Annotated in this window: 7 protein-coding genes and 1 CRISPR repeat array (1 of these 8 running past the window's edge); all 7 genes read right to left on the reverse strand. The window is 47.2% G+C overall.

The genetic code is table 11. From position 1 onward, the window contains the following. Positions 1-3,747: direct repeats of the CRISPR family, unit length 32 nt; unit sequence ATTTCAATCCACGCTCCCGCGAAGGGAGCGAC (it extends 1,639 nt beyond the left edge of the window). Positions 3,748-3,870: 123 nt separating this feature from the next. From cas2 to cas5, 7 genes are read right to left on the reverse strand one after another with little or no spacing between them, the layout of a single operon-like run. Beyond that, entirely contained in the window at positions 3,871-4,194 is a 324-nt protein-coding gene (cas2, locus tag ACFWUL_RS10320; protein ID WP_416177220.1) for a CRISPR-associated endonuclease Cas2, read from the reverse strand. Continuing rightward, positions 4,166-5,197 carry a type I-C CRISPR-associated endonuclease Cas1c gene (cas1c, locus tag ACFWUL_RS10325; RefSeq protein ID WP_416177221.1) on the reverse strand — a complete coding sequence of 344 codons (1,032 nt, stop codon included), beginning with the start codon at positions 5,195-5,197 and terminating at the stop codon, positions 4,166-4,168. The genes cas2 and cas1c overlap by 29 nt, the downstream gene beginning before the upstream one ends. After that, positions 5,194-5,862: a CRISPR-associated protein Cas4 gene (gene cas4 / locus ACFWUL_RS10330; RefSeq protein WP_416177222.1), complete on the reverse strand. Its 669-nt coding sequence runs from the start codon at positions 5,860-5,862 to the stop codon at positions 5,194-5,196. The genes cas1c and cas4 overlap by 4 nt, the downstream gene beginning before the upstream one ends. 24 nt (positions 5,863-5,886) lie before the next feature. After that, positions 5,887-8,112, reverse strand: a complete 2,226-nt coding sequence (locus ACFWUL_RS10335; RefSeq protein WP_416177223.1) for a CRISPR-associated helicase/endonuclease Cas3 — start codon at positions 8,110-8,112, stop codon at positions 5,887-5,889. A gap of 2 nt (positions 8,113-8,114) precedes the next feature. After that, complete coding sequence (locus ACFWUL_RS10340) at positions 8,115-8,996, reverse strand: type I CRISPR-associated protein Cas7 (protein WP_416177224.1); 882 nt, start codon at positions 8,994-8,996, stop codon at positions 8,115-8,117. Beyond that, positions 8,986-11,076: a hypothetical protein gene (locus tag ACFWUL_RS10345; RefSeq protein ID WP_416177225.1), complete on the reverse strand. Its 2,091-nt coding sequence runs from the start codon at positions 11,074-11,076 to the stop codon at positions 8,986-8,988. The genes ACFWUL_RS10340 and ACFWUL_RS10345 overlap by 11 nt, the downstream gene beginning before the upstream one ends. Beyond that, a complete protein-coding gene (gene cas5 / locus ACFWUL_RS10350; protein ID WP_416177226.1) occupies positions 11,073-11,789 on the reverse strand; it encodes a CRISPR-associated protein Cas5 in 717 nt (238 codons plus the stop codon). Before cas5 ends, ACFWUL_RS10345 begins: the two co-directional genes overlap by 4 nt. Between the last annotated feature and the right edge of the window lie 2,574 nt (positions 11,790-14,363).

Consider the following 14,363-nt stretch of genomic DNA (forward strand, 5'->3'; position numbering starts at 1 on the left):
GATTTCATATTTCAATCCACGCTCCCGCGAAGGGAGCGACCCTGCAATGTTGTATGGATCTGCGGCAATCGTAACATTTCAATCCACGCTCCCGCGAAGGGAGCGACCAGTACAGGGACGTTCTGCGGGCTGCATCTACAATTTCAATCCACGCTCCCGCGAAGGGAGCGACGTAGGATCCAGTGCCCTCTCCGGCGCTTCCGTATATGATTTCAATCCACGCTCCCGCGAAGGGAGCGACAAACATAGACGCATACAGGCGGATATTTTATGAAATTTCAATCCACGCTCCCGCGAAGGGAGCGACCGGCAAGGAAAAAGAGTTTATGAACTTGCTCGAAATTTCAATCCACGCTCCCGCGAAGGGAGCGACATAAAATCATATCTATAGAATCATCGGCGATAGATGATTTCAATCCACGCTCCCGCGAAGGGAGCGACCCCTATCCGTGGCGGCCATCTGTGATTTGCTGTATATTTCAATCCACGCTCCCGCGAAGGGAGCGACAGATACGACAGCGCTTGAGACGGTTACCCTTACAATTTCAATCCACGCTCCCGCGAAGGGAGCGACATGTAAGTAGACGGCAGCGCCCGGAAATTGCATAGCGATTTCAATCCACGCTCCCGCGAAGGGAGCGACCATGACGGCCCTTTGCACCGGCATGCGGTACGATTTCAATCCACGCTCCCGCGAAGGGAGCGACATCGAGGATACCGTTGTGTGGGATTACTATACATTTCAATCCACGCTCCCGCGAAGGGAGCGACAAAGGGGGAAATGGCGGGGTGGCCTCCCTCTTCGAATTTCAATCCACGCTCCCGCGAAGGGAGCGACCGACATGAAGCGTGGTGAAGCCCGTGAAATTGATATTTCAATCCACGCTCCCGCGAAGGGAGCGACGCAACGACACCGCCGCGTGTTGGGGACGGATGAGCATTTCAATCCACGCTCCCGCGAAGGGAGCGACCCCTGTTTACCTTAACCACCTTGTCTGTAACAATATTTCAATCCACGCTCCCGCGAAGGGAGCGACTGAATATGGTTTTTAGGTATCTGAATGATAAGATTTCAATCCACGCTCCCGCGAAGGGAGCGACAAGGACGCCATGGTCGAAGAGTTTGACAGTGATATTTCAATCCACGCTCCCGCGAAGGGAGCGACCGCTGACCCGGCTGACTGCCTTCACTGGCAGCGTATTTCAATCCACGCTCCCGCGAAGGGAGCGACGATGATGCAGTAAATGGCACGGAAGACAAGCAAGAATTTCAATCCACGCTCCCGCGAAGGGAGCGACGTCCCGTGCTTCCTGCTTACTTTTGGCTTCCAACATTTCAATCCACGCTCCCGCGAAGGGAGCGACCGAACAATACCATTCTGCCATTGCCCGCCGGAATATTTCAATCCACGCTCCCGCGAAGGGAGCGACTCACCGTCTCCGCCGCCGTCCACACGGTCTTTGATTTCAATCCACGCTCCCGCGAAGGGAGCGACTTAAGCACAGCTGGAAGAAAAGCTATGATAGAAAAAATTTCAATCCACGCTCCCGCGAAGGGAGCGACTGATAGCATCCAGTGGAATGCGCCGCCATGAATAATTTCAATCCACGCTCCCGCGAAGGGAGCGACAAAAATGGTGGCGGTTATGGTGGTATTCCCCTTATATTTCAATCCACGCTCCCGCGAAGGGAGCGACCCCGGTAAGATACACTTTACCGGCGTGCGCCAGGATTTCAATCCACGCTCCCGCGAAGGGAGCGACGATGACCTGAAAGATTGGATTATCAGGACGAAGGAAATTTCAATCCACGCTCCCGCGAAGGGAGCGACTACTATAATGAGTATAGGACAATGTGTCTACATAATTTCAATCCACGCTCCCGCGAAGGGAGCGACCCAGTGGAATGCGCCGCCAATAGAATTCTTCAAGATTTCAATCCACGCTCCCGCGAAGGGAGCGACTAAACAGCGGAGGAGACTAAAATGAGGCATGAAAAATTTCAATCCACGCTCCCGCGAAGGGAGCGACACCTGTCAAGGACTTTTTTTTCAGTCCAGTTTGTATTTCAATCCACGCTCCCGCGAAGGGAGCGACACGCTACTGTATGGTCACATGATGCCCCTACTGGTATTTCAATCCACGCTCCCGCGAAGGGAGCGACCGGTTCTCACCGGCGGGATTATGATCACCGACGGATTTCAATCCACGCTCCCGCGAAGGGAGCGACGCCGGAGGCACATTGGACTGGCGGGCGGTAATATTTCAATCCACGCTCCCGCGAAGGGAGCGACACAAATGCACGATTGCTACGGCAAGGACACGATGATTTCAATCCACGCTCCCGCGAAGGGAGCGACACCACAGGAATTACCGAAGTCGGTTTCAATAGGCTATTTCAATCCACGCTCCCGCGAAGGGAGCGACCAAAGACCTCACTGAAACCTCTCAGCTCGAAGAAATTTCAATCCACGCTCCCGCGAAGGGAGCGACGTACAGCCCGTTAGAAAATGCCTTTTCCACAGTATTTCAATCCACGCTCCCGCGAAGGGAGCGACTCCAACGAAAGGGAGCAGATAAGGGCCATTGTTATTTCAATCCACGCTCCCGCGAAGGGAGCGACCCGTGGCCGCCGAGGTTGTCCGTCGGATGGGATGATTTCAATCCACGCTCCCGCGAAGGGAGCGACCGCCTAAAAAGTGCCTTTTAATGAGTTTTTGGGAATTTCAATCCACGCTCCCGCGAAGGGAGCGACACGCCCTGATCTGGGCGTCTTACCGGAATGTTGAATTTCAATCCACGCTCCCGCGAAGGGAGCGACCCACGGTCCGCCGGCAGGTGGGCTGGGCAGTTATTTCAATCCACGCTCCCGCGAAGGGAGCGACCTTCCCACGTCAACTACACGCCTTTCCAGTTTCTTATTTCAATCCACGCTCCCGCGAAGGGAGCGACAATCCGGATGGGAAAGCGATAAAGACGATGGTCTTATTTCAATCCACGCTCCCGCGAAGGGAGCGACAGTGGTGCTGGACGCTCTGAACGGCCTGGCTTATATTTCAATCCACGCTCCCGCGAAGGGAGCGACCCATTGCCGCACCGGCAGTACCACAGGCTCCGCAGGATTTCAATCCACGCTCCCGCGAAGGGAGCGACTAAACAAGAAAGGATGTAAGCTATCATGGCTAAAATTTCAATCCACGCTCCCGCGAAGGGAGCGACTGAAATCGTCCTCAGTCATTGGCTTTGATTGAATTTCAATCCACGCTCCCGCGAAGGGAGCGACCACCGTGGCGGGGACGAAAGCCACCTGCGAAGCATTTCAATCCACGCTCCCGCGAAGGGAGCGACCTCCTCCAGCTATGAGAGCCCCCAGGGGAAAAATTTCAATCCACGCTCCCGCGAAGGGAGCGACGCCATGGACGCCATGAACAACACATACCGGGAGGAAAATTTCAATCCACGCTCCCGCGAAGGGAGCGACGATGGAAGTCCGATTTGTCTTCCATGTTTGGAGATTTCAATCCACGCTCCCGCGAAGGGAGCGACTAAGGGGGACAAGGGAGATAAGGGGGATAGAGGAATTTCAATCCACGCTCCCGCGAAGGGAGCGACCGGCGAAAACATCCGAAGCCAATGCGAAGGCAAGTATTTCAATCCACGCTCCCGCGAAGGGAGCGACGAGGAAACGCACACACTCACCACGAGTGAATTGCCGGATTTCAATCCACGCTCCCGCGAAGGGAGCGACTGTGCGATGAAAATGATTCCATTTCACCGCATTTGGGAGGTGCTATTCCGCGAACCCCGTTTTACCAGCTGCTGCCATCGAACAGATTCACGAATTTCCTCCCTGGGCGCTTATGGTTCGCGCCTACAAAATCATAGTCCCACCGGGGTCATAGCCTTTCTTGGCCCCTATATGGACTATTTTACTTTGGTAATGATTACCAAGGTTGTAAAACCGCAGGCTGTCGCTTTTCTCATCGATCAGCTCCTTCAGCTGGCCTTTGAGAATCGTTGCCTGGGCTTCGTCTACGCTGCATTCAAAGACGGAGTTCTGGACCCGCTGGCCATGGGCCGTGCAGCATTTTGCCACCTTTCGAAGCCGCTTCCTGCCGGCAGCGGTGGTGGTGTTTACATCGTAGGTAATAAGCAGGAGCATAGCATCACTTCCAGATAAAGGGCGGATAGCCATCCAGGTCTCCCCGGATATACCGGGCAAGAAGGAGAGCCTGTACGTAAGGGATGAGACCCCAGGGGATTTTCTCCTGGAGGAAGGGATGGGTGATGATTTCCTTTTTCCGTTCCTGCCAGTGGGTCAGAAGAATCTTCCTACCCTCTCCATTCAGCCAGACAGCGCCATCCTCTTTCTTCTCGAAATTCTTTGCAGAAATAATCCGGTTATTCACCAGGGTCAGGACGAAACGATCCGCATAGATACTCCTGAATTCCTCCATCAAATCCAGTGCCAGGGACTGCCTGCCAGGCCTGTCCCGATGGAGGAAACCGGCATAAGAATCCAGTCCCGCCGCTTCCAGGGCAGAGGCGCAGTCATGGGCCAGTATGGTATAGGTGAAGGAAAGAAGCGCATTTACAGGATCAAGGGGTGGCCGCTTATTCCGTCCCTTGAAGTAAAAGTGCCGTTTGTCATTCAGTATCAGGAAATCCAGAAGGCTGAAATAGGACTGGGCAGCATTCCCCTCGATACCTCGAAGTTCATCGAGGCCGGAAGCATCCGCCGCACAGCGGGCTGCCTGGAGGAGATCCTGTATGTGACTCCGGAAAAGTTTTTCATCCAGTGACAGGGGATGGTCCCGGAGCGCCCGCATCAGAACGCTTCGGGCATTCAGGATCTTCCCGGCAATCATAGCTTTAGCAACGGGCAGGCTTTTGTCTTCCTCATCGGAAATACGGTACTGCTCTTTATGAAGAAAGATATTTCCTACCGTCAGGCCACTGGCCCGAGCCAGAAATCTTCCATGGGGCGTGAGGAAACAGAATCCAATGCGCCGTTTCACGCATTCCCCCAGAAGTGCCGGACTGGCGCCCTTATATCCGAAGTAAAAGATGTTTTCCAGATTAATCAGGGGAATCTGGGCCACCTTTTCCTTTCCCTGCCAGGCTTCGATATTTCCATTTTCGAGGGACAGGTACAGGTCCTCCGATGTGACAAAGAGGGTATTCAGAAGTTTTCTCACCGGTCATCCCCTCCTTTCAGCATGTTTTCCAGATAGTCCTTTGCGGAAATAGTCCGACATAGTTTAGGAAGGCATACTTCCCGAAGGGAGCAGGAACGGCATTTAGGAGATGTTTTCACCTTTGGTGTAACGCCCCGCCGGAAGTAATCATGCATTTCTGCGGTCACTTTTCGGATAGTTTCGCGAAGAGCGCCGGTCAGTTCCACCTTCCGGCGCCGGCGGATTTCATTGTAGAAAAGATAGCCATAGGGAATCTCACATGCCAGCATTTCTTCCAGACACATGGCCTCACAGCAGAGTTGGCAGATATCCGATTCATCCTGTTTATCTTTTCCCCGCTTATACTCCACGGGAACCACGTCCCAATATCCCCGGTGTCCATGGATCACAGCGCCGGATTCGGCTGACCGGAATTCCACCACGTCACACTGGCCTGTCATGCCCAGGGTGGCAGAAGAGACCCGAAGTCCCCGTGTTACAAGGATTCCTGGCCTTTTCTCTACGAAACTGTCTTTATGGGCATTCCGGTGCATCACTTCCCCTTCCGCCGTCAGCCTGTTATCTGCCCATTGCTGTTCCACATGAATGAGCGCCCACTGCCGGCGGCAGAAGATAAAGTGCTGTATACCGGAAATCATGAGGTATTCCTCTTCCGGGTAAGCCATATAATGCACCTCTTCCACAATATACTATAAAAATACCGGTGCGTCCTTTTTCTTTTCCCATAGTAAAACTCCCTGCATATAACCTAAGAATCCATTATATATTTCATCAGATGCAGGAAATCCAAGGTCCCAGAAATACAGTTCTTCTTTAATTAGAGGCAAATTGAATTTGTCATTGACTTTATGATAATGAATCTGGACTGAATTTCGTTGGATTTCTTTCCAGTCAGCTTTTCCATGGTTTATTTTATCTACTATTTGCGGATCTATCAGCACAGTTGCACTATTATTATCAATGACATGGTATTTTTCACATACCGTTTTGAAATCCCTGTTTTCTTCTTCTCTCATCAATTTAGTGGCAAGATACTCCCCCTTATCACCCTGAACTGATAATTCTTCACGCATAGCCTCATTACATAATGAAGGATCCGGAGTTATTCCCTTCTCCAGGAATGACCGCAAAACCATCGCACCATATTTCAAGCCCGGATTTTTTGTCAGCATTTCCCCATCCTTCATACAAAAAGTCCACATTTCTGAATCGTGATATTTACCATTTCTATTAACACGTCCAGATGCCTGTAACAGAGAAACCAAAGTCCCCAGTTCTCGGAACCCTGATCTGAATGAGAAATCCACTCCAGCCTCAACACAAGAAGTTGCTACCAAAACCCAGTTATCATCATTATGTAACAGCCGACTCTTTACTTTAGCAATTGTCTTTTCTCTGTCAGCAGGAGTTAAGGATGTAGAGATATGTTCGACTCTTTCCCGTCCATACTGTTGGCAAATTCTTTGAGCAACCACAGCAGCGCTTTGAACTGTGTTCATTATCACTAATCTAGGTCCCGGCTTACTCATTACTAGTTTAATTAACTCTTCAATACTTTTGGGAAGTAAATCAGACTTATATGTAACTCGATGCTGCTCATAACCAGAAAGCTTATCCCTTAACCCACTGTCAACGATTTCCGGCACATCGGTTTTATAATCCCCTGATATTTCATCTATATCCCAAAACCTGGTCTGAGAACCCGATGCAAGTACCCAGTAGCAGGACCATTCTTTTGATAAAACTGACATCCACTTCCATGCCAGCGGCCAAAGGTGAACAGGAAGAGCTGCATGCGATTCGTCCAAAAATACCGCACTTCCCGGCAGTTCGTGCAATCGTCTGAGTGCAGATGGTTTATTGGATGCTAACGTTTCGAAAAATGCAACTGCTGTTGTAACAACAATAGGAGCTCTCCATAACGCAGTCAGGTAGCGGAGGTCTTCATTCTCAAAATCCACATTATGGTGCAACTCAGCGACAACCGTACTGGGATCTTCACCTGGCAGTACCAGTGCCTTACGATAGGTCTCCACTGACTGAGTAATAATGTTAGTGAACGGAAGAACAACAAAAATACGACGTAAATGCCTTTTCTGTGCCTGTCTCAACAAGTGTGCCATTACAGCAGTTGTTTTCCCTGATCCTACGGGACTGTCGCAAGATGCAAACCCACCATTAATTTCAGACATTCGGCAGGAAGTGTACATACTCTGTCGCAATAAATTTCTTTTATCACCGTTACCTGTACCTAACGAAGAAACATACTGATCGAGTTTAAGAAGTCTTTTCTCCGGATTCAGTTCCGGATCCGCACTCCGATAACATCCCGGATTATAATTTTGCGCTGTATCTGTATGATCTCCATCAGCCAGGCAGGAGAGTATCATCCTCATAAGGACTTGAAAATTAATATTATTCAGGTGAGCTGTAAACTTAAAAAAAGCCGGCAAGTTGCAACATTGATTATGGATGTTTTCCAAATGGCGCAAATGATCGTCAGTAAATTGACGAACCTTCCCATTTTTATCTCTAAATGGATACCCTGAAGCCAACTCGTCCTGAAAATCAGGAAGGCCCGCATGATGTGAAAATATGGAGATAGCTGCAAGTAAGTCCCCATATTGCCTACATAGCTGCGTTCCCGCATCAAAATGTGAAAAAGGCAGTCTTTTATTGGCAACAGGGTGATGTAGAAATGCCTGAATAGCAGGATGCAGTTTTCCTAAATCATGAAAATTTGCAGCATTATGAACTGAAGCCAAAAGCTGATTCCTGGATTGTTCTGATAAATATGGAGCCATTTCAGCTCCATATTTATCAGCCAGTTTCAGCACATTAGCTGCATGAGTTTCATATAGTTGGGCAGGAATGAACGAATCATCGATTTTTCTTGCGCTATGTGCCAGATACATATTTACTTCACCAAATCTGTAATACTGTAAACCTTATTTTTCAGACTTTCCGGGAGTGAATCTCTGTCTTCATAGTCATCCCAAGATGTAGATGGTTCTTCTTTATTTCCCTTTCTTACCGGAGTAAGTGCCTCAAACAATTTATAGTCCGGGCAACTCCCGAGAATATTCTTATGTTCAATATACCAGGCATGACGAATACGAACGTCCGGACGAATGGCAGATCTGGTCAGGTCATATGCCTGTGGAATCAGAAGTTTCAACAATTCAATATCATCTTCAGTGCAGCCAGTCTTAGAAGCGTAGTTAGGGTTTACAAAGAAGGGCATGCAATACACCCCGTGTGCTACCACTCTAAATGCCAATGGGGCCATCCCACTATCTTTTCCCTCCTGGACAGGTGCCTTACGAGTATTACTTTCGCGAATAATATCAACCGGACTGATAGACAGACCTACACCAAACTGAACAACGCCCGTTTTAATAAAGCCTTTATCTGCGCCCTTTTCCAAGAAAGTATTCCCAAAGACACGAGCATCCCAATATTTTTGCACAAATGGGCTTTTTAAGAAGTCATCTTCATTAAACTTAGATTTATTCGTTCCCATTTCACTCTGTACAGCCTTCAAGTCTCTAGTTCTATTTTCCAAAATCTGATACTGTTCCATATGATCTGAAAATTTTTCCGGCAGTGCTTTGACAAAATCACTGGTACTATCTTCCAAAAGATCTCTCAATTTTCTCTTGAATGAAACTGGGGAAATTTCTCCTCTTCCATCGGGTCTCTGCCGCGGATCACTTTCTCTATCCGGATCCCCATTAGGATTCGAATTAACCACTTCAATTACTAAAAGCCCTGTAGCCCTTCTAATTTCATTTTCCATTCTGAGATACCTCCTCGTTCGAATCTACTTTCTTAGGATATGCTGCCATATAACCAATAAAAAGTTCAGCTTTATCATAGTCATTAAATGTAGTAGTCTCACTCAGCTTATCTGCCAACTGACCCGAAATTTGTTCATACATTTTCACATACCATCCAGCCAGCCCATGCTCAGAACTCATGTTATCTTTTTTATACCTAAAAGATTTGGCCCAGGTAATATATGGAAGCATTCTCACACTGAGTTGTGCCAACGCCTTTACAGGAGTCTCTGATGCCGACACATATAAGGAAGCTCCAGCAAGGCGTGGAGGTACATCCCCATTCCTCACAATTTTGCAGTAAAAAGCATGCAGGTCATCTGAGATTTTCAGCAATTGACCCAGTTGGTAAGGTAATCCTTTCATATAGTTCTCCTTTCTTTCGCCACATCGATATAACAACAACGCAATAGAACTAATAATACCAGATAAATCACTGAGCAATGAGTCAGGTGGCCGCTTGACAAGTACTGGTGCATGAAGCACATTTCCAGCATATGCAGTAAACGTAGATATATGATCCAAAACAGTATGCAGAAGATACCGGCTTTCTTCATTGTTATTCTTGTTCTCGAAGAAGAAGCTAACGCCTTCATATCTTTTCATGATAGTCATTTTAGACTTATCTGCATCTATATTCCCCTGATTTTTCCATACAGTATTGAGAATATCCGGAAGCTGCATTGGATATATTTCAGTTATATTTAGTTGAGAAAACCGTGGTAAATTCTGACATCCGGAAATCCAATCACTTATTGAATTTTCAACCTGTTTAAACGAATAACGATCTGAGACTAATACTTTGGTCCTGGCCTTATCAATCTTGCTAATTACAAATACATTAATAAAGCTAAGTTTTTCATCGACATGAAGTGTCCTCAATTGCTGAATCAGCATTTTAGCACGATTCAGAAACCGTTCTTCATTGATTTTTATCTCAGTAGTGAAAATACCTAATAAATCCAGTGGTATTTGTGGCATTTTTGAAGGATAGCAAAGCAGTACCTGTTTCGGCCCAATTTTCATCCATGTCCTATCCTTATTATCAGGTTTCCCAATCCACTCAGCCGCTTTTTTAATTCTTATTCTATTTTCTTCGGATAATGGATAGGATACGGCAGGACTATGATCAAAATTCCCATAACGATTCTGACAAGGCTGGCCTTTAAACATTGTATAAATAGACATATCAAAGCCTGGCATTTTTACCTGAGGCATTGGATCATCTGATGGCACATAACCCTCTTCAAAAGCATCGGTAGCCACAATCTCTTTTTTTACATCTTTTTTCTGTGCTCCAACTACAAGCAGTTTATTCAGTTCATGTGTAAATTTCGCGTTTGCAATGACCGGCAAATGTGCAGGATTTCCATTATACAAATCAAAAACAATAATATTTTTTCCCCTATCTCGATCTATATTTTCGTCTTTCTCTTTACTCCCCTCATGGAATAGTAGACTCAGAGATTCCGATACTAGAATATTTTCCTCCAAATTATGTAATGCGGAGTCCCTTAACTGATTATGCAATTTATAAAAGTCGTCCTCAGAATTAATTTCCCCTAATGCTTCTATTAATTCTTTTAAAAGGTTTTTAGCACTACTATCCTGATTTCCTATTATTTTTAACATATCTTCAGGTGTTGAATTAATGGATAACTTTAACTTCCGATATAGTTTTGCATCCCAATTGCAATGTGCCTTAGTACACCACCCTTGAATTTCCTCTATATTTAACACTTGAGGATTTTTCTTTATTTCCTCTATTTTCTTTTTGATAACTTCATCAGTAATCCGATACAGTGGACAGGTATTCACTGCAGGAAATGTTGCCTGGTTATTACCAAACTTTCGAATATTAGTGGCTTCTTCCGGTGTAAGTCCAAAAATTCTACATACCTTTGCATGGTCAACCATAACACAGTAACATGGATTTACCGCTGTAACCTTTGGTAAGTTCAAGTATTTCCTATGCCAAACTTCTTGATCTATATCCACATTTTCCAGTGTCGATGCCAGTTGATAAAGTTCATTAATCATTTGCGATTGTTCCTTTCCGGATAAACTAATACCCCTTTATGAATAATCACATTAGTATCGTATGTATATTCAACTGATGAACGATAACCATTAGGAAAAACTTCACGTAGCATGGATGGGATTAAAATATCCGGTATATCATCCTGTACTTGGGTCTCATTACGAAATGGTCCAAAATAGGAAGGTGTAAACTCTTTTAATCCAAGACAGGGTATAGAATAACATTGACCTCGTTTTAGCCGTCTCTCAAAGATTGCCTGATACGCATGCCCAGGAGATGTGGTTTTCTTATCCCATGCTAATGCCTTGTGCGGCAAACAACTTTTATTCCAATAAGGAATCACCTCTGCAAACAATCGATAGCACACATCTACCAAGATGGTCTGAGCCGACTGGTAATTGCCTCCTTTTCTTTTTATTTTTGGCTGTCTTAGAACGCCAGTGTAATTAAACATATATGAATGAAATACAATAGGCTTACAGATTTCTACCTTCCGTGGAATAATCTGAATATCCTCGCCCCATAGTACAGACTCAAATATAGCCTTAACCGCTGAATAGGTAGGTGCCGGATAACTAGACGGAGAATCCCCCGTATCTGGCCTAGTCCACATCGCAGAATTACCGGCTATTTCCATTTGAATCGGATAAGAATAATGAATCATATCAGTCACCGCCCATTCCTGAAACAAAGCATCTCTCCAAATATCCACTTTTAAAATACCTTACTTTTTATATTATACTATATCTATACTCTATCTATATTCTAGCAAACTAATATGACAGTATCTGTCTTTATAAAATTACTCATAAAAACTTTCAACTGCCTGGATAATTTTTATTACTTAAGTCTTCAATTGGTGGAATCGTAAAAACTCCGAGAAAATATCCCGGAGCTTTGCGTTTTATATATAAGTATTGAACCCCGTCATAGTCATTTTCCAGAAAGATTTCAGGGCTCATCGCAGCTGTAGTGATTCTTATGGGCAGAGATATTACGCATACTGCCAACCGAATGGAAGCGTGTCACGGGATTTTCGGTCGCTATCGCTCCCTACAAATCCCGTTCCCTTGCCACCGCTCGAAATAACGAATAGTAGATAGAGTCAGGAGCCACAGAATTTCGGTCAACGGATAGCTGTCAGCGTAAGCCCATCTGCCACAGGCTATCCCGCTCCCATCCCATCGTCTCCGCGGTAAACGCACCCTGATTCAGATCAAGATCGAGGGGAGATAGGCCCTCCGGGCTGTATCCATCACCATCTCTCAGCCCCGTGGGCAGCTCTCTTCTGGGAAGAGAGCCTGCTGAAGAGGCAATTTCGTGTTTTAGGGTCAGAGTCTTTAGGATTCCATCTGCGGCGTAGCCGCTGTAGACCTGGCTACTAGATCCAGCCACTAGCTACCTTGACTCTAGCCATATTAAATACCAAATGTAAAATACACACACCAACAGGGCCCGGTGTCCGTCAAGATGCAAGAATCTGTCCAGTGAATACGGCGCCGGCGTAAGGACAGAAACCGAAGTTTCTCCAAATTCCGGACTAGTCGTCAAAGTGGCAAAAGCATGAGCTATCCAAAAGTCCTGGGTCCTATGGTGTTGTGAATCATTTTCCGCTATCCGGATTGCGTAACATTGTGTGCGGATCGAGGCCGAGGTCGAGATCGAGGGGATTCGCGGCAAAGCCGCTATTGATCTCGGTCTCGATCTCGCTACTCGGTCTCATACTCCCTTTCGGCCGAATGGGCGAGGAACGGTTCAGGCGGTACCTATGTCCATTGGATTCCCGGGGTTCTTTCCACAGCGCGCACTCAGGAAAACGGGGAATCCATTTTTCATACCGCGGGCCTTTTTCATCCCTCTACTATATACATAACGGGAAACCGTTGGATGTGCAAAAATTTCCAAAAATTTTTTTGAAAATTTTTGACATCCATGGTTTAGAGGGGCTTACGTTGGCAGATTTTCCATTTTCCCATCAAAGCTTCCCACTGCCGGCTGGCGGAAAAGCAGGATAAGAGCCTGTCTAATCACCGGAACTTTTTTATCCCTCTACTATATACATTGTAAAAAGTGTGATTTTGTGAACATGGAGAGAGGAATTTTTTCAAAAAGTGTGTTGGAGTGATTGGCCAGATGCGGGTAATAGACCGAGATTGAGGTCGAGGTCGAGGAAATCCGCCTGCGGCGCTTGTATGGCTAAGCATCACGCATACGTGCAGGGGCTTCTAGCTGCTAGCGGCTAGCTGTCAGGATAGATGGTCAGCCTGCGGCAGGGAAGCTGGCTGGGTGGCGTATGAACGGATGGAGCCTTGAGCCTTCAGCCTTGAGCCTTGAGCTGGTCAGGCCCTGCGGGCCGGGTGACGGGTGAATGAGTGAGCGGCTGAACATACGGGGGCTTTTAGCTGCCAGCGGCTAGCTGTCAGGAAAGATGGTCGGCCTGCGGCGCTTCCATCAGAATCCCTCACCCCGTTGGGGAGCATTCCGGCCGAGCCCTGAAAGGAAGGCGCTTTAATGTGCAGAAAAAGCACCAACTTGGGCCCGGCTCAGAGGTCCTATGTGGGCATCCTGCAGAGGATGCCCAAGCCGGGCTCATCTGCGAGCATTTACTGCACACTAAGCGAGCACCTCAGAGCCCGGCCGAAGCACCTCTGCCCTTGGAAAAGGGAGCCTACTGTAGAGGCACTTTCACGTTATTTGTGTGGAGTCGTTAGGATTCCAACGGCGGCGAAGCCGCTGACGTCAGCGCCGCAGGCTGTAGAGCCTTCCTAGCCGCTAGAAGCTAGAAGCTAAAAGCCCCCGCATGTATGCACGCCATATAACCACAAAAGCGCCGCAGGCTGATTCTCTCCCATCTATCGTCTATCTTCTATCGTCTTATGGCTGGATAGCTTTGTAAAAAACTCTGTATTCCCGCTCGCAAGAAAGATTTCTCGACTCATCGAAGCTGTAGCGATTTTTAAGAATAGCGTCATTTGGCATGCTCACACCGCTCGAAATGACGAGATAAATTTAGATGTCAATTATGCAGTGAAACTGCTGATCGTTAGCCTCCTTCCTTGGGAAGGAGGTGGCGCCGTCAGGCGATGGAGGTTAGCTGATGGATGCGCCGCAGGCTGATTCGGTCTGATAGTCTGACTGTCTGATGTCTCTGCCGCGGAGCGGCTGGACCTCAACTCTCAACTCTTTCTTTTCCGCCGCAGAAAGCCTCGCCCATTTGCACAGTCAGCCAGACTCTCTATTCCCAAAACTTTTAAATATATAAAGTTTTGGGAATAGGATAAATATC

This window comes from Dialister sp., from assembly GCF_047832375.1.
Taxonomy (GTDB): Bacteria; Bacillota; Negativicutes; order Veillonellales; family Dialisteraceae; genus Dialister.

Bases quoted from the DNA above. Each gene is read 5' to 3' on its own strand.
- cas2 (WP_416177220.1), bottom strand. From the start codon at position 4,194: ATGGCTATCCGCCCTTTATCTGGAAGTGATGCTATGCTCCTGCTTATT.
- cas4 (WP_416177222.1), bottom strand. From the start codon at position 5,862: ATGGCTTACCCGGAAGAGGAATACCTCATGATTTCCGGTATACAGCAC.
- ACFWUL_RS10335 (WP_416177223.1), bottom strand. From the start codon at position 8,112: ATGTATCTGGCACATAGCGCAAGAAAAATCGATGATTCGTTCATTCCT.
- ACFWUL_RS10340 (WP_416177224.1), bottom strand. From the start codon at position 8,996: ATGGAAAATGAAATTAGAAGGGCTACAGGGCTTTTAGTAATTGAAGTG.
- ACFWUL_RS10345 (WP_416177225.1), bottom strand. From the start codon at position 11,076: ATGATTAATGAACTTTATCAACTGGCATCGACACTGGAAAATGTGGAT.